Origin of the sequence: Paenibacillus profundus (assembly GCF_021369635.1) — a bacterium.
GTDB lineage: Bacteria > Bacillota > Bacilli > Paenibacillales > Paenibacillaceae > Paenibacillus_B > Paenibacillus_B profundus.
In genome coordinates this window covers 54,590-71,198 of record NZ_JAJNBZ010000014.1, presented here as the reverse complement: position 1 = coordinate 71,198, position 16,609 = coordinate 54,590, and the positions used below count along the sequence as shown (strand labels likewise).

The 16,609-nt window shown below is 48.0% G+C and carries 17 protein-coding genes and 1 other RNA gene; 11 read left to right on the top strand and 7 right to left on the bottom strand.

What is annotated here, in order from left to right; genetic code table 11:
* Window positions 1–83 precede the first annotated feature (83 nt).
* Together LQV63_RS17010 and LQV63_RS17005 are read left to right on the top strand one after the other, a co-directional pair.
* Window positions 84–314, top strand: a complete 231-nt coding sequence (locus tag LQV63_RS17010) for a DUF3906 family protein (RefSeq protein ID WP_233697624.1) — start codon at window positions 84–86, stop codon at window positions 312–314.
* 17 nt (window positions 315–331) lie between these two features.
* The gene (locus tag LQV63_RS17005; RefSeq protein WP_233697623.1) at window positions 332–871 is read left to right on the top strand and encodes an NADPH-dependent FMN reductase; all 540 of its coding nucleotides are present in this window, start codon (window positions 332–334) and stop codon (window positions 869–871) included.
* Window positions 872–1,015: 144 nt separating this feature from the next.
* Here the strand turns inward: LQV63_RS17005 and LQV63_RS17000 are convergent, their stop codons facing one another.
* A complete protein-coding gene (locus LQV63_RS17000; protein WP_019424278.1) occupies window positions 1,016–1,843 on the bottom strand; it encodes a YitT family protein in 828 nt (275 codons plus the stop codon).
* Window positions 1,844–2,114: 271 nt separating this feature from the next.
* Between LQV63_RS17000 and LQV63_RS16995 the strand changes: the two genes are divergently transcribed.
* The 4 genes from LQV63_RS16995 to LQV63_RS16980 all read left to right on the top strand — a co-directional run bounded on the left by LQV63_RS16995 (window position 2,115) and on the right by LQV63_RS16980 (window position 5,742).
* The gene (locus tag LQV63_RS16995; protein WP_019424279.1) at window positions 2,115–3,713 is read left to right on the top strand and encodes a DEAD/DEAH box helicase; all 1,599 of its coding nucleotides are present in this window, start codon (window positions 2,115–2,117) and stop codon (window positions 3,711–3,713) included.
* Between the two features lie 280 nt (window positions 3,714–3,993).
* Window positions 3,994–4,818: a YesL family protein gene (locus LQV63_RS16990; protein WP_233697622.1), complete on the top strand. Its 825-nt coding sequence runs from the start codon at window positions 3,994–3,996 to the stop codon at window positions 4,816–4,818.
* Window positions 4,819–5,017: 199 nt separating this feature from the next.
* Window positions 5,018–5,200, top strand: a non-coding RNA gene (gene ssrS, locus LQV63_RS16985) — 6S RNA.
* 146 nt (window positions 5,201–5,346) lie between these two features.
* On the top strand, window positions 5,347–5,742 hold the full coding sequence (locus tag LQV63_RS16980) for a DUF1499 domain-containing protein (RefSeq protein ID WP_233697621.1): 396 nt from the start codon (window positions 5,347–5,349) through the stop codon (window positions 5,740–5,742).
* A gap of 163 nt (window positions 5,743–5,905) precedes the next feature.
* Here LQV63_RS16980 and tpx read toward each other — a convergent pair whose 3' ends face one another.
* Window positions 5,906–6,424, bottom strand: a complete 519-nt coding sequence (tpx, locus tag LQV63_RS16975) for a thiol peroxidase (protein ID WP_233697620.1) — start codon at window positions 6,422–6,424, stop codon at window positions 5,906–5,908.
* Window positions 6,425–6,592: 168 nt separating this feature from the next.
* On the opposite strand from tpx, the gene LQV63_RS16970 reads away from it, so the two are divergent.
* Both LQV63_RS16970 and LQV63_RS16965 read left to right on the top strand, forming a co-directional pair.
* Complete coding sequence (locus LQV63_RS16970) at window positions 6,593–7,189, top strand: rhomboid family intramembrane serine protease (protein WP_233697619.1); 597 nt, start codon at window positions 6,593–6,595, stop codon at window positions 7,187–7,189.
* Window positions 7,190–7,226: 37 nt separating this feature from the next.
* Window positions 7,227–8,177: a LysR family transcriptional regulator gene (locus LQV63_RS16965; RefSeq protein ID WP_233697618.1), complete on the top strand. Its 951-nt coding sequence runs from the start codon at window positions 7,227–7,229 to the stop codon at window positions 8,175–8,177.
* Window positions 8,178–8,284: 107 nt separating this feature from the next.
* Here LQV63_RS16965 and LQV63_RS16960 read toward each other — a convergent pair whose 3' ends face one another.
* The 4 genes from LQV63_RS16960 to LQV63_RS16945 form a co-directional block, all read right to left on the bottom strand.
* Entirely contained in the window at window positions 8,285–8,965 is a 681-nt protein-coding gene (locus LQV63_RS16960) for a zinc metallopeptidase (RefSeq protein ID WP_233697617.1), read from the bottom strand.
* A gap of 138 nt (window positions 8,966–9,103) precedes the next feature.
* On the bottom strand, window positions 9,104–9,553 hold the full coding sequence (locus tag LQV63_RS16955; protein WP_019424286.1) for a helix-turn-helix domain-containing protein: 450 nt from the start codon (window positions 9,551–9,553) through the stop codon (window positions 9,104–9,106).
* Between the two features lie 372 nt (window positions 9,554–9,925).
* Entirely contained in the window at window positions 9,926–10,474 is a 549-nt protein-coding gene (locus LQV63_RS16950; protein ID WP_233697616.1) for a Mov34/MPN/PAD-1 family protein, read from the bottom strand.
* A gap of 109 nt (window positions 10,475–10,583) precedes the next feature.
* Window positions 10,584–11,792: an MFS transporter gene (locus LQV63_RS16945; RefSeq protein ID WP_019424289.1), complete on the bottom strand. Its 1,209-nt coding sequence runs from the start codon at window positions 11,790–11,792 to the stop codon at window positions 10,584–10,586.
* 326 nt (window positions 11,793–12,118) lie between these two features.
* On the opposite strand from LQV63_RS16945, the gene LQV63_RS16940 reads away from it, so the two are divergent.
* Window positions 12,119–12,688, top strand: coding sequence for a TlpA family protein disulfide reductase (locus LQV63_RS16940; protein ID WP_233697615.1), 570 nt, complete (start codon window positions 12,119–12,121; stop codon window positions 12,686–12,688).
* Window positions 12,689–12,859: 171 nt separating this feature from the next.
* Here LQV63_RS16940 and cimA read toward each other — a convergent pair whose 3' ends face one another.
* Window positions 12,860–14,473 (bottom strand): citramalate synthase, encoded by a 1,614-nt coding sequence (gene cimA / locus LQV63_RS16935; RefSeq protein WP_233697614.1) that lies wholly within the window; start codon window positions 14,471–14,473, stop codon window positions 12,860–12,862.
* Window positions 14,474–14,792: 319 nt separating this feature from the next.
* Between cimA and LQV63_RS16930 the strand changes: the two genes are divergently transcribed.
* Together LQV63_RS16930 and LQV63_RS16925 are read left to right on the top strand one after the other, a co-directional pair.
* Window positions 14,793–16,097: a DNA polymerase IV gene (locus tag LQV63_RS16930; RefSeq protein ID WP_019424293.1), complete on the top strand. Its 1,305-nt coding sequence runs from the start codon at window positions 14,793–14,795 to the stop codon at window positions 16,095–16,097.
* 152 nt (window positions 16,098–16,249) lie between these two features.
* The gene (locus LQV63_RS16925) at window positions 16,250–16,483 is read left to right on the top strand and encodes a ferredoxin (RefSeq protein ID WP_019424294.1); all 234 of its coding nucleotides are present in this window, start codon (window positions 16,250–16,252) and stop codon (window positions 16,481–16,483) included.
* The last annotated feature ends 126 nt before the right edge of the window (window positions 16,484–16,609 follow it).

Sequence of the window (16,609 nt, the reverse complement as noted above, 5' to 3'; positions counted from 1 at the left end):
TCGGACACGACGCATGAACGCCTTGGTATCTTGACGATTTCTTCCTGTTTTTGTATGATGACCGAAGGGGAGGGATGGTACAGATGTACATATTTCGGTTGGAAGCGTCCATAGAACAAGGTTCGTTCGTGTGTGTTCTCTTAGCGGAGACGGAAGAGCAAGCGTTCATCCATGCGGAAGCGCATTTCGAGCAGACCATGCCCGGCCAGGCGGTGCAGGAACTGACATTATTAGAGAAGAAACGCTGTCAGATCGGCAGCGGATATATCATTCCATCCCGTGACATGAATAAATGCTTTTTAACTGCAACATGATGAAGGGAGAGTGCGTCATGCGAATCGTACTCATTGCAGGCAGCAATCGCAAAGAAGCGACAAGCACGAAGCTTGTTCGTTATATGGCTACACAGTTAGAAGAGAAGGGGCACGAAGCAATCGTTATTGATTTATATCAATTGCAGCTGCCGCTTTATTGTCCGGATTCGAACGAAGATGATGCGAATGTCATTCGACTGAAGGAGAGCGCGTCATCGGCGGATGCAATCGTGCTGGCAACACCGGAATATCACGGCAGTATGTCAGGCGTGCTGAAAAATGCGCTGGATTACTTAAGCTTTGAATACGTCAACAACAAAGTTGTGTTATCGGCAAGCTCAGCGGGAGGAGCCGTTGGCGTCAGCTCCTTGACGCATTTACAAACGATTGTCCGCAATCTGCATGGAATCAACTGTCCGGAGTGGGTGTCTATTGGCGGAGATTTCCGTCAGTTTACGGAAGAAAACCAGCCGCAGCATGCCAATGTCATTCAGCGCGTCAATAAGACGCTTGATTATTTCTTGACACTTGCAGAACAGACACGTCCGTTAACATAGGACAGCGAAGCGAGGGCATCGTTTAATGATTTGGTGATTCCGCTCGACAGAAAAGAGCCCGTCCATTTAGAGGACGGGCTCCTTCATATATCCAACATTTTAGGATAAAGCTTACGGCTTGATTTCACGAATACATGCAAGAGGTCACATGCTCTTCGGACGGCGGAAATTCCCGATGACGCCTACTGTTTCCACGATATTGACGAAGGCCTTCGGGTCGATTTCCATAATCGTTCGCTTCAGTTCCGACAGCTCGTAGCGCGTCGTGACCGTCATAAGCATGTCCTTTTCGATGTCCGTAAAGGCCCCTCTCGTCTTAATGACCGTAACCCCGTGCGGGAGACAGAGCAGTTTATTTATCAAGGTATCTTTTTCCCGCGTAATAATAAATACGGTCACTTTATAATGGTTAATATATATGGTGCCGATCACTTTTCCCGTAGTAAAGATGGACACCATGGAGTAAAGCACCAATTCCCACTCTTGAGAAATGTATCCATGCGATACGATGACGACCGCATTAAGAGCAACCAGAATGTTGGAAATGGAAAAATCATGGTAACGAGTCACGATAGAACCAATAATATCGAATCCGCCGGACGAGCCTCCGATGCGCAGGGATATTCCGCTTCCGATTCCGACAAGCGTTCCACCGAATACCGCCGCAAGCAGCGGTTCATTCGTGACCATCTTCACCGGAATAATGGAAATGAAGCACGTCGTAGCCACGACGCTAATAATGCTGTATACGATAAATCGTTTACCGAGAATGAACCATCCCCAGACGATAATCGGCAGATTAAAAGCGAAATATAAAATCGACGGATCCCATTTTGTTATGTAATTGGTTACGAGCGACAGGCCTGATACTCCACCGCTTAACAAATGGTGCGGCATGAGGAACAGATTGAAAGATACGGCGATGCACGCTGCGCCGATAATTAAAATAAAGGCGTGTAAAATTCGTTTCAAGCAAATTCACCTCAAAACGTAGTATTTGGTCATATCTCTGCTGGTATTCTTTAAGGCGTTTGTGTTATAATATGCTGGATATTCTTGAGTAGGCTATTGTTATCCACGATGTTCATGATAAATCCGCGGAGTTAAGCGTTTCAAGTGAGGATCACCTCCGCATTGTATATGAGAAGACGGTCGGCTGAATGTGCCATTCGTCACCATTGTCGCGCTACTTAAGAATACAGACAAGGCTGTGGATTGTCCACAACGAAGGAGTATGAATATATTGAAGACATTTGCAGAATTTGGCTTGGAGACGAAAGTGCTGCAAGCAATTACGGAATTAGGGTTTGAAGAAGCGACTCCGATCCAAGAGAAAGCGATCCCTGTAGCGATGACAGGACGTGACCTTATTGGACAAGCGCAGACGGGTACAGGGAAGACGGCCGCCTTCGGTATTCCGTTGATTCAGAAGATTGACCCTACAGATGAGCGCGTGCTAGCGCTCATTATGACGCCGACACGTGAATTGGCGATTCAAGTTGCCGAGGAAATCGGAAAATTGACTCGATTCAAAGGCGTTCGTTCGCTCCCGATATACGGTGGTCAAGATATCGGAAGACAAATTCGCGCTTTGAAAAAGCACCCTCAAATTATTATCGGAACGCCTGGACGTCTATTGGATCATATTAACCGGAAGACGATCCGACTGAATGATGTAACAACGGTCGTTCTGGATGAAGCTGATGAAATGCTGGATATGGGCTTCATGGAAGATATCACATCGATTCTGAGCCTGGTACCGGATGAACGCCAGACAATGCTCTTCTCCGCTACAATGCCACCGAACATTCAGAAGCTTGCTAATCAATTCCTGCGTGAGCCTGAGCATGTATCGGTAATGCCGAAGCAAGTTAGTGCGCCGCTTATCGCTCAAGCATACATCGAAGTGCCTGAACGTGTTAAGTTTGATGCATTAAGCCGTCTTTTGGACATGGAATCTCCTGAGCTTGCTATCGTCTTCGGACGTACGAAGCGTCGGGTTGATGAATTGGCTGAAGCGCTGCAGAAGCGCGGGTATTCTGCTGACGGGCTGCATGGCGACTTATCTCAGAACCAACGCGATAACGTTATGCGCAAATTCCGTGACGGCAGCATTGACGTGCTCGTCGCAACGGACGTAGCAGCGCGCGGCTTGGACGTATCCGGCGTAACGCATGTCATCAACTTTGACTTGCCGCAGGATCCGGAATCATACGTGCACCGTATTGGTCGTACGGGTCGTGCAGGTAAGGAAGGTAGCGCTTGGTCCTTCGTCACTCCGCGTGAGATCGACCACCTGCACTTTATCGAACGCGTCACGCGCCATCGCATTCCTCGCAAGCCGGTGCCAAGCATGGCGGAGGCAATTGAGGGCAAACAGCGCATTATCGCGGAACGCATGCTCGAAGTGCTGCAAGACGGTGATTTGACCGAGTACAAAGGCATTGCGATTCAATTGCTTGAGCAATACGATTCCGTCCATTTGTTGTCGGCGGCATTTAAGCTGATGACAGGTGAGAAGAAAGATGTTGAAATTTCCTTGACGCCTGAGGATCCGATTCGTGCGAAGCGTCGCAAGCCAGATGTGCGTACAAGCGGGCGCAAGCTGTCTGCACCTTACAATCGTGGCGGACGCTCTGGCGGTTCCGGTGGATCCGGTGGTTCGCGCAGCGGCGGACGCGATAACCGTGGAGGATACGGCGGCAACCGCGACCGTGACAACCGTGGAGGAAGCAGCAGCAGCAGCAACCGTAGTGGTGAATGGCGTGACCGCAGCGGAAGTGGAGATCGTCGTCCGCGCCGCAGCAATGATGAAGGACGCCGCAGCCGCGATAACGAATAGTACAGGTGTACAGGTTATAGAATAGATGCAACATGTATCTTGACATAAGCCTGTTCGACAGAGACAAAGAGACCGCCTGTGGCGGTCTCTTTGCTTCATGAATGAAATACGCCCATGCGCAACCCCCTTAGAACAAGCGTGGATTTATATTAAGGCAACATCATATGCCATAAGGTGAGCACCTTTAAACGGCTACCCAGCAGTAAGAAAATAGGCACTGGCATTACATGACCCATTTGTATTATAGTTATAGGACAGGATGCATGAGGGGGAATGACCTTTGGAATTTCGAGGGATAATGGGCGGCTTTTACCGAATTTCGGAATGGATTATGCGATTTTCGGTTACGAACGTGCTGTGGCTGCTCTGTTCGTCTCCGTTTTTCTTTTTTTTATTGATGAAATTGCTTGTTATGCAGCAGAACTTCTTGAACGAATCCATTACGATGAACTGGGCGATGGGGATTGTGGCACCGTTTACACTGTTCCCGGCCACAGCAGCGATGTTCTCCGTTGCACGGAAATGGGTGATGGGGGAAACGGACGTGAAGCTGCTAAGTACGTTCTTCAAATCATATAAAGAGAACTACAAGCAAGCTATGATCGGCGGTATCTTCTATACGTTCTTGTTCGTCATTATGTATGTAGACTATACCGTATACATGACTCAGCTGAAGTCTTTCCAAGCGATTGGATTCGTCATGCTCGGATTTCTAATCGTGCTGTTCGTGTCGTTGTTTAACTTTTTCTCGATGGTATCGCACTATCATATGAAGACGGTGCAATTGGTGAAGAACAGCATCTTGCTCACGCTTCTCAGACCGCTGCGCATCATTATGACGACGGTTGTGAGCGGAGCTATTTTATATTTCAGCTTGTTCAAATGGCCGTTCCTTATCATTTTCTTCTCAGGAGCCGTTATTGCCTATTATGCGTTCTTTAACTTTTATGCTGTGTTCCAGAAGATGCAGGACCAGCATGAGCGCGCACAAGAGCAGACGAATGAGGGGGAGGAAGCGGATCCGGATGCGGAAGTGCCATTTGATGAAGTGGATAACGCTCCGGTCAAAGAAAGTGTGGAAGAGAACAGATACACATCCAAGTAAGTGCTCAAAAAGGTCACTGTTCGGCACCGAGAAGCTTGCAAGAACGCGAAATGTGTTGAACAAATCGTACGGAGGTACTTGAATTCATATCTGGTCCTGTGTTATGATGAGTTCCCGAAGCATACGGACCGTGTCAGGGACGGCTGAATTGGGCTTGAAGCTAGGTTTACTTTTGGGTATGAAAACATTATAATAAGATTACATCCTGCGATGTGCGTGTAGGCTTTCGTTGTTTTGAACCAATGGTTGTTTCTTGGGAGTTCAATATCGAAGCACGGCTGACAGGCCCTCTCCGAAGGGAAGTCATAAGTACTTTTGCGGACACCCACCTGCGAGAGCAGGTTCAGAAACATAGAAGCCAAACGGCATAGGCGGGTATACAACAACCGAATCACCTTCAAAGCGTACCTTGGTCCGCCCTGAAGGTGTTTTTCTTTTTCTATATGAAATCCTCTTTCGTTAACCTTCGAACAGTGTTAGACTATAGATTAGTGAGCAACGGCTGTCATGAAAAGGAGGAACACGCTTTTGTCACTCAAACGTGTGTTGGTTGGCATCGTTCGCAGCTTTGAATCGAGCGGCGATCGGGCAAAGGACCCTAAATTGAAAACGCATTACTACCAGATGTCTCGGGATAAAGTCTGGGAAGAAGTCGCATCGACTTTGAAGAAGATACAAGGATACAAAGTGTTGCATGAAGTGCCTTCGGTAGGCGAGATTACTCTGGAGAAACGTACGATGACCGGACGAACGATGGATATTACCGTTTCCGTCATCAACGTTGGACCAATGAGAACGGCAATCGATATTTACTCGGCTTCTCGCGGAGGAATGGGAGACTTCGGTGCAAACTACCGGGTCATATTGGACCTGTATGCCGTCTTGGATAAGAAGATGGCAGCAGTTAAAGTTAATAATAATTAAAGTGCGTGTTCAAAAAGACTTCTTGGAATGCTTCGTGATCCAAAAGGGGCTTTTTGAATTACCTCTTAAGCGGCTGCCGATGAGGCACAGTAATAAGCTCGTACATATAAAAGCGAGAGAGGAGCCGAAACTCTTCTCTCGCTTTTACTCTATGCGCAGAGGATTACAGCAGAGATTTGACTGCTTCAATCGCTTGCTCGTAGTTCGGATGCTCCGTCATTTCGCTTAAATATTCGACATACTGGACTGTGTCGTTGACATCCAGTACGAAGATAGAGCGCATGTCGAGGCGCAGCTCTTTAATGAGCACGCCATAAGCTTCGCCGAAGCTGTTGTCTTTGTAGTCGGACAGCATGACGACGTTCTCCACACCAGCAGCTCCGCACCAGCGCGCTTGTGCCATTGGAAGGTCTACGCTTACCGTCAATACGGCTACGTTGTCACCAAGCTTAGCGGCTTCTTCATTGAAGCGGCGCGTCTGTGCATCGCATACACCAGTATCGATGGATGGAATAACGCTAATGAGTTTCACTTTTCCTGCAAGATCTTTCAGGCTGACAGCTTCGACAAGCGATTTGTTTAATTGAAAATCAGGCGCTTTATCGCCTACTTTAAGTTCTGGACCCAGCAATGTGATGGGATTGCCTTTAAGTGTTGCCACACCTGTACGTTCTACGGACATGGTTGGAACCTCCTTCTTACATAACGGTCTAATATTTGGTAAACCTAATTTCCATTATAATGTTTAACTCGCACAGTTGTCCAATGTCGCTTCGTGATTGGTTGCGTGCATCATTGAGAATGATTGAGCGAGAAGTAAGATATAAGGTGAGAAAGCGAGGGATAGCGTATGATTTTTATTCGTTACGAGAATTGGCGCAGCTATGTGAAAAACTATCCAGTAACGACCCTCCTTATTATCGCTAACTTGGTGATGTTCGCCGTGTTAGCCGTAAGCGGCGGTTCGCAGAATGGAGAAAATCTGTTCCGTTTCGGTGCGATCTGGAAAGAAGAACCGTACATCCATGAAACGTGGCGCATGGCGACGGCGATGTTTCTTCATTCCGGCTTTGAGCATCTCCTGTTCAATATGTTCGCGTTGTTCGTATTTGCACCGCCGCTGGAAAAAATATTGGGTTCTTTTAAATATGCCTTACTGTATGCGGCAAGCGGGCTGCTTGGGAATGGAGCTGCGCTTATGCTGTCGGAATGGGGCACGCTTGCTGTCGGCGCTTCTGGAGCGATATACGGCTTATACGGAGCATATTTGTTCATTGCAATATTTCAACGCTGGACGCTTGATGACGCTTCGCGCAAGACCCTCTTAATCATTCTAGGGATTGGTATTGCACAGTCGTTCATCATCAGCGGGATTAGCTGGAGCGCCCATATCGGCGGGTTGGTGGCCGGGTTTGCGGTGTACAGCATTCTGCGGTTAATTCGATAATTATACAAGCATAAATCGAGATCGGAGCGAAGGAGTCGTGGAACTTAGGCAATTGCACTACTTTGTTAAGGTGGCGCAAAAAGAGCATGTGACGCAAGCGGCGGAGGAACTGCACGTCGCTCAGTCAGCGGTAAGTCGGCAAATTCATCAATTGGAAGAAGAGCTTGGAGTGAAGTTGTTTTTGCAAAAAGGCCGCAACCTTCAGTTGACTCCAGTCGGTCAGCTGTTCTGCAAGCGGGCGGAAGTGATTTTGAAAGAGCTGGAACGAGCAGTCCAAGAGGTGCAGGAGTTTATGGACCCGGAGCTTGGTGAAGTTCGAATCGGATTTCCCCACAGCTTGGGAGTTCATCTAATTCCAAAGATGGTGGCTGAATTTCGCAAAAGGCATCCTAATGTCAAATTTCGTTTTAAACAGGGAATGTATCCGTCTTTAATTCGAGATGTGGTATCGGGTGAAGTGGATTTGGCTTTTATCTCGCCGTATCCGAAAGAATGTGATCAAGTCACCGGTGAAATCGTGTTGACGGAGGAGCTGCTTGCCATTCTGCCACCGAATCATGCGTTGGCAGGGGAAGAGTCCATTTCATTGAAGCAGTTGAAGGATGAGACCTTTGTGATGTTCAGTCCAGGATATTCGCTGCGTCCCATTGTGTGGGATGCTTGCATTGAAGCTGGATTTACCCCTCGCATCAGCTTCGAAGGGGAAGAGACGGAGACGATACGAGGGCTCGTCGCTGCGGGGATGGGAGTCAGCTTGCTGCCGGATATGGCGCTCAAGCATACGTCCGAGCTAGAGCCGGCCCGTGTTCGTGTCGTTGATCCGGCCGTCACGAGAACGATTGGATTGATTCGCCGGGTGGATGAGAAGCTGCCGCTCGTCGCACAGACGTTCCATGCGTTTCTGCTGCGATATTTCGAGCAGCACGATCTGTATGAGCTTGCGCGTTCAAAAAAGTCTGCATCCTCTTCGAATGCTTCATCAACGTAAATGAAGTTGGCATTGTTGGGAGTCGCCAACGCAAGTAGCCCCTTCATCCTCTCTACAAGGCAGGGGATGAAGGGGCTTTGTTATATATTATAGGAGCTAAGCCGGTCTTAGTCGTCGCGGCTTGTAAAAATCATAATGTACTTCAGCAGCTCGAGGACGGAGATGAGTGCGGCGGCGACATAAGTGAGTGCAGCTGCATTCAGAACCTTAGCCACACCGCGTTCCTCGTCATTCGTGATGAAGCCTTCTGAAATCATAATGTCTCTTGCCCGGTTGCTCGCGTTAAACTCCACCGGCAGCGTCACCAGCTGGAAGAAGACGGCTGCGGAGAAGAAGATAATACCAGCGAGCAGCATTCCAGACCATTGGAACAGAAAACCGGCAATGATGAGAAACGGTGCAAACCCAGAAGCGAAGTTGACAACCGGGAAGATACGGTGACGGAGCACAAGCATCGGATACGATTGCTGATGTTGGATCGCGTGACCGACTTCGTGGCAGGCAACTGAGACCGCCGAAATGGAGTTCTCATAGTACACTGGCTCAGATAGTCGAACGACACGGTGAATCGGGTCGTAGTGGTCTGTCAGTGCGCCTTGCACCGGTTCGACCGGCACATCGTACAGGCCGTTGTTGTCCAGCATGCGGCGGGCGGCTTCGTAACCAGTCATCCCGCTTGATATAGGCACTTGTGAGAAGCGACTAAACGTACCTTTAACACGGAATTGTGCCCACAGAGAGAGTCCAAAAGCGATGATGATTAAAAAATCCATTGGGTGAAAAAACATATGGCTTACCTCCTATTAGTTCGTGTTCAAAAGTTCGCTTTTTGAACACCCTCTATTACGATTTGATCTTGAAAATAGTAATGAGTATAACTTTAGCTAGGCGACTGTGAAAGGTCATTTCATGATACGTACTTTCATTTACATCATAAAGTGGTTGTTCCCTTTGTCGATGAAGGTGAGAAGCACTTCTACACAAGCTGCGCTTTGTGTCGCCAAGCGGTTGAACAGAGAACTGGTATGCTTCGCCTTGAGCTTATCGATCATTGGCTGCAGTTCCTTGGCTTCGCGCTCCAGCTTCTCCATATGAAGCTGCAGTTCGGTAAGTCTTGCAGCAATATCGTGCTCCGCAATTACTTTGCTTAGCTGAGAGAAATATTGTTTGATCTCCTCTAATGAATATTTCTCTTGTTTTAATTGATTAATACGTTTGATTCGCTCGATCGTTTCATGGCTGTACAGACGATAGTTGGTATCCGTGCGCTGCACAGGCTCAAGAAGACCGATCGTCGTGTAATAGTCTATCGTACGCTGACTGACGTTAGCAGCACGAGCGAGCTCACCAATTCGAATTAAATTCCTTCTATCCATCGTCATTCACCTCACTTATCTAATGTATATGATACTAAAAAACAAACCATACAGTCAAACGTTATGGTTTTATATATGTAATATAAACTAACATAATAGACGAGTATATTTAAAACAAACACAATGAACATTAAATGAACATTATTTAAGTAAAAATATATCACATATATTTGTCGACATACTCATTTATAGCTTATAATGACTCGAATAAATTAACAATATGTTGGATTATCTAACATATTGTTCGAGGTATCGTTTATAAATTTAGAATGAGTGAAAGAGAGGAGTTCAACAGTACGGATGAAGAGGATATGGGGACTATGGATCGTATAGATAAAGATATTCGGAGAAGATAAGCGCGATAATTTGGTATCAGCACGTAACCAAGCGCTCCGAGTCATCTTTCCTCTCCACAATTGTGATATGGGCTAGCTCAAACAAAATATGACGGCTGCCATGTCTGTGCTGCGTACTAGAAGCGTGGAGGCGATATGCTCGTGTATCGGGAGGATCGCCATCCGTTATTTTGTGATGAGTCCCATCCTTATGGAAAGAAACAATGATATAGGCGTCAAATAGGGCAGCGCTTAATGCTATGCCATCCGTATCCTCTGTAGAAGGGATAGGAGGCCTTCCAGGGTGAGAATGGACGAGCAGCAGCGTGTGCTGTTCACGCTCGGCTTGCATGACGAGAGCTACCCATTCTTGGGCATCGGGCTGGAAGGAGTGAAGCCGCTCAGAGGCCCGATTCATAAGCGGTCTAAATTCCCTGTACATCCGGCAATGACGCGGTTTGATAAGGACGCCGCACGTTTCGAATGGCAGCTGGGAGCGTGCATGGTTCACCATCGCCTCCCAGACGGCGCACTCGATATGAATCGGATCTCTCGTATCCGGTTGATTGTTGATGGAGTCGTGCATTGCTTGAAACCCCCTCTTTGTCCTTGACTTGTCCCAATGAGTGACGAAATGTCTAATCTCATGCAGACATCCAAGGTAAGTGTATCATAAATCAAGACTCCTTTTTAGTTTAGCGTACTTCTTTGTCCGGTTTGATGAAGAGGAACACTAGCACGAACGCGATTACAGATAGTGCGGTTACTGTAATGAAAATAACACGGTGTGAGATGTCCATCATCCAACTAAAGAGCGGGGGACCGAACGCAACACCGAAAAAGCGCAAGCTGTTATACAGTGATAAGATCATGCCGCGCTCGGCCTTGTCTATAGAACCGGTAATCATCGTATTCAAGCACGGCAGCAGCATTCCTGTTCCGATACTGCTCACGGTAATGAGACTGATAAAGCCGTACACATTTTTATTGAAGAAAATCGTGAATCCAAGCGAAATCGCCATCATCAACAATCCGATATTCATTAGCCAACGAATGAGCACGCCATTCTTTTTAATTAAATTCCCTGTGATGTAAGCCGTCGTCACCATGCCCAACAGCGGGATGGCGAGCACCAGACCTTTCATGATGCCTTTAATCGAATAGGGCTTCTCTTCCAAAATATCCGACAAATAAAATAAAATGCCAAACAAAATAAATAAGGCTAATGATCCTGCAAAAAAAGCCGGAATCAACCAGCGTCCCTTCTGCTTAAAGATGACCTTAATATTTTGCAAGTACTTCTTAATCGGAACCGGCTCTGGTCTCTGATCCGGCTCATGGATCAGCCAAATAACGGCCACTAAGGACAATGCACAGAAGAAAGGAAAGGCAAAAAAGGGAGCCGTCCAAGTCCACAATGCAAGTGCCGAGCCAAGTATGGGGCTTATTACCTTTCCCGCACCGTTCGAAGCTTCAATCAAGCCGAGAGCTTGGCTTTCCTTCGCATCTTTATACAAGTCCCCGACTAACGCCATGGCGATCGAGGAGGTTCCTGCTGCTCCCAGGCCTTGCAAGGCTCTAGAACCGATGAGCATCCCGTAGGAGCCCCACAGTGCGCCAAGTCCAGTCAGGATACCTGCAATCCCGTAGACGATGAGTGACGGAATGATGACCTTTTTACGGCCAAAGCGATCGGATAAGTACCCGGTAAACGGTATAACGATGCCTGCCGTGACAGAGAACAATGTAATGATAAGACTTGTTTGCAACTGCGTTAAGTGAAGATGACGTTTTACTTCTGGCAAGATCGGCACGAGCATCGAATTGCCTAAGACAAGCACGAGCGGCACGGTAGCGAGTGCAGCATATTCCAGCCACATGGACCGAGCTTGTTGTTTCTCCATTATTCCTCGTTCCTCCGTTTCATAACATTTACCTCGTTACTGTACCCCTGATAATGATGTGTCATTCGATTCGTTACATTACAGGATCGTATTTTTGTTGGAAAAGGGGTACAATAACTGTAAATGGATGATTAAAAAGGTCACTTTTCAGCACCGAGAAGTGCAGAGCAAGTTTTCGCAAGAAAACTGCATCGGAAGCACGGAACTTCAAGAGTAAAGGCAAGATTCGATGCCTAATCACATCCTGAGATGCATCGTGAACAAAAGGGGACTTTTGAATAACGAATAACCTCTGTAAGGAGTCCAGCAAAGGAGAAGCAGGTTTTATGAAAAAGAGCGTACTCGTACTTATACTGGGCATTGGACTCATTGGCTTTGGGGCATGGCAAAATCAAATGGGCAAAGCCGCAGATACGTCTGGGCGGGAGCAAGGTTCTGGATCCAGTACAGTCCTGCCTACAGAAACAGGTCCCCAAGTCGGGAAGCTGGCGCCTTCTTTCTCGTTAACAAGCACGAATGGAACGACTTTTCAGGTTGGCGGCAAGCAGGAGAAGCCGATCTTTATTAATTTTTGGGCATCGTGGTGCGATCCATGCCAAGCCGAAGCGCCTGATCTGGTGAAGCTGTATGCGAAGTATAAGGATCGAATGGAAATGCTGTCAGTCAACGTCACCTCCTACGATTCAGAAAATAAGGCGAAAGCATTCGTGGAGAAATATGGTCTAGTCAATCCTGTGCTGATGGATGAGAAAGGCAAAGCATTTAAGCTTTATAACGGAATAGCATTTCCGACAAATGTGCTGGTTGACAAGAATGGGGTCATTCGTGAATTGTTCGTTGGGCTTCGCCCACCGAAGGATCTGGAAGAGGCAATCGAGAAGCTGATCGAGGAATGAATGTGCAATCAGAAAAGTGCAGGGAATGGATAAGGAACGGCCGCCTCTACGGAGAGAAGCGCCGTTCCTTTTTGGCGTTGCGGAGCATATGGAACATATAAGTGCGTGTTCAAAAAGGCCACTTTTCAGCACCGTTTTCAAAAGGGGGACTTATTGAATAACCTCTATAAGCTAATGATTGACTAGACCGATTTGCTCTTTCCGTTCTGGGGTGAGCTGACGCTTCTCTCTGCCTATTAAGGCGTAGCGAATACTGTCTACGAGCGCCTCCCAGCTTGCTTCGATAACGTTGCTGGAGACGCCGACGGTGCTCCAAGCATTTTGTGAATCCGTAGATTCAATTAGAACACGGACTTTGGCTGCTGTCGTATCGTTTTCATCCAAGACGCGCACTTTATAATCGGAAAGATGCATTTCTTCAATATAAGGATAGTGGCGGATAAGCGCTTTGCGCAACGCGTTATCTAGTGCATTTACTGGACCGTTGCCTTCTGCAGCCGTATATATCGTCTCGCCGTCAATATTAAGCTTCACGATGGCTTCCGACACGACGGAGCGCTGTGCGGACTTCTCCACCAAAATCTTGAAGGATTCGAACGCAAATGGCTCCTCCGTCTGACCGGTCGCTTGGCGAAGCAGCAATTCGAGCGAGGCGTCAGCGCCTTCGAATTGGTAGCCTTGATGCTCAAGTTCCTTGATTCGTTCCATGATGGAGCGGGTCTCCGGCTTGCTTGCATCCAGTTCGTATCCGAGCTGTTGCGCCTTGGACAGCACATTGCTCTGTCCTGCGAGCTCAGATACGAGCACGCGCTGCTTGTTGCCTACAAGCTCCGGCTGAATGTGCTCATAGGTGCGCGAGTCCTTCAAGATGGCCGAGACGTGGATGCCGCCTTTGTGCGCGAAGGCGGCATTGCCGACGTAAGGTTGATTGACAGGCATATGCACATTGGCAATTTCACTTACGTAGCGCGCAACTGTGGTCAATTCTTGAAGCTGCTCATCTTTTACGCACGAATAGCCCATCTTCAACTGCAGCGTCGGAATGATGGAGCACAGGTTCGCGTTGCCGCAGCGTTCACCGTAGCCGTTCATCGTTCCTTGAATCTGGGTGACACCGGCCTCTACGGCTACTAGGGTATTCGCTGCAGCCAGCTCGCAATCGTTGTGCGTATGGATGCCGAGCTTCACTTGCACTTGAGTGCTGATTTCACGAATAATGCGCCCGATTTCGTTCGGCAGCGTGCCGCCGTTCGTGTCGCACATGACGATCCAGTCCGCTCCAGCTTCTTGTGCCGCCTTCAGCACCGCGAGCGCATATTCGGGATTGTGCTTGTAGCCGTCGAAGAAATGCTCGGCATCGAGCATCACTTCCATCTGCGCGCGTTTAAGGTATGCAATGGAATCAGAAATCATTGCCAAATTTTCTTCCAACGTTGTCTGCAGCGCCGTATGAACGTGAAAGTCCCAAGACTTCCCTACGAGTGTCGCTGCCGGCACGCCAGCTTCAATGATCCGATTCAAGCTCGTATCATGCTCGGCCAACGATTGTTTGCGACGTGTGCTGCCGAATGCGGTCAGCTTGGCATTCCAAGCGTATGATTTGACTCTCTTGAAGAATTCAATGTCCTTGCCGTTGCTGCCCGGAATGCCGCCTTCAATATAATGAGCGCCAAATGCGTCAAGTTTGCGTGCAATTTTTATTTTGTCGTCCGCGGAAAGGCTGATGCCTTCTCCTTGGGTGCCGTCACGCAGCGTAGTATCAAAGATAGAGATGACATTCGACATTCTAGGTACCCCCTTAGGTTATGCAAGGATGAATATGGAAAGAAACTATTTTCCTATTATAGCACTGCTTTCAGCGTTGTATAGAGCCGATTTTTTGGATCGCGGGTGAATGGGGAGTCTATGAGTGCCGGACGTATGTCCTCTCCAACGCTCCATTGCGTGCATTTTCAGCTTTATTATGCACTAGGGATTTTAAATCAACCGCTCATTATTTCATTTTTTTGCCTGTTATTTCTTGCATAGAGAAGCAAGTGTATGTAAGCTATAAATAGAACAGGGGTTCTGTTTTGGTTCATAGGTGTAAAGGATGTGAGAGGTTGTGAGCGGCAACGATAGAACCGGTGACGAAGTTCGTCAATATTACCCTTCCAAAGGACGTGTCATCCTGCACCTCGATATGAATGCGTTCTACTGCTCCGTCCATGAAGCGGAAGACCCGGAACAATATAAAGGGCAGCCGACAGCGGTGGCAGGCAGCATTGAGCTGCGCAAAGGAATTATCGTCACTTGCTCCTATGCGGCAAGAAGGCTTGGCATTCGCACCGGCATGCATGTGAGACAGGCGCTTCGCCTTTGTCCTCATTTAATGCTAATCCGTCCGGATTTTCATTTATACCGGCGGTATTCCCGCGCATTTATCGAAATCGCGAAAAGTTACACACCGCTTGTCGAAGTGATGTCAATCGACGAATGCTATATGGATATTACCGGTTCCAAAATATTCGGCACGCCTTTATCGATCGCAGACGAACTGCAGCAGCGGATTCGGGAGGAGCTGTCTTTGCCTTGCTCCATCGGTGTCGCGCCGAATAAGCTGCTGGCGAAGATGGCTTCGGATATGAAGAAGCCGAACGGAATTACGGTGCTGCGGATTCGGGATGTTCCGAAGCTGCTGTGGCACAAGCCCTGCGGGGAAATGTTCGGCATTGGACATAAGACGGCCACGAAGCTGTCGCGCTCAGGCATCCGCACGATTGGAGAATTAGCGCAAGCGGATGAAGAGCGGTTGGTGTCCATGTTCGGCGTACATGGCCATTGGATGAAACGGGCCGCGAATGGTCAAGATGAAGGTGTGGTGAATCCCGAAAGGGAACAGAGCAAGTCCATAGGCCATACGACTACGTTGCCGAAGGACGTCGAGGCGGTTGAAGAAGTACGACGGGTGCTGCTTAATCTAGCTGACCAAGTAGCGCGGCGGATGCGAAGACAGCAATTGATGGCCCAAACGGTGCAGCTGACAATTCGAACGCCGGACATGAAGACGATTACCCGTTCCAATACACTCGAAGATCCGACGGATGACGCCGCGAAATTGTTAGAAGAAGCGTGGCGGCTCTATGAGCGCCATTGGTCTGAACATAAGCCGGTTCGACTATTAGGCATTACGGCTCAGAATCTGCTCGCGAAGCAGGAAGCAGCTATTCAGCTCGACTTGTTTGATTACGAGCAGCAGCCCAAAAGAGAGCAATTGAACCAGACGATGGACAAGATACGGGACAAATATGGAGAAAACGCACTCGTCACGCTGGGAATGCTTGGTGATGATCCATCTACACTGTTGAGGAACCATCGTGTTCGGGGAACTTCGCTGCAGACTGATTTTTTGCGAGATCAAGACGAATGAGGCAGATTGCAAGTGTTATTCTGCAAGAGCTGCATAGATTGTACAAACGTCTCTAAAAAGTTGGAAATCGTTTGAATTTCGGACTTGTTTGTATTATATTGATAACGGAGGAACCAAGAAGATCTGTACTTTTACAGGAGGGAACTAAACCGATGGCAAAATACACTTGGGTTGATAAAGACACTTGTATCGCATGTGGAGCTTGCGGCGCAACGGCACCAGATATTTATGACTACGATGATGAAGGAATTGCGGAAGTCATTTATGACGGCGACAACAACCAAGGGGTAACCGATATTCCGGAAGATCTGTTCGACGATCTGCAGGATGCTGCAGACGGCTGCCCAACAGATTCTATCAAGATTGCGGACGCACCTTTTAACTAACCTGCTGCACGAATCATTTATAGAGAGAACCTACAGCATCCCCGCGGATTCGCGGGGTTTTTATTTTTTTACAGCTGGAAATTGCCAACGATGCGCTCCTCGTTCTACAATGAGATAGATTGTGAT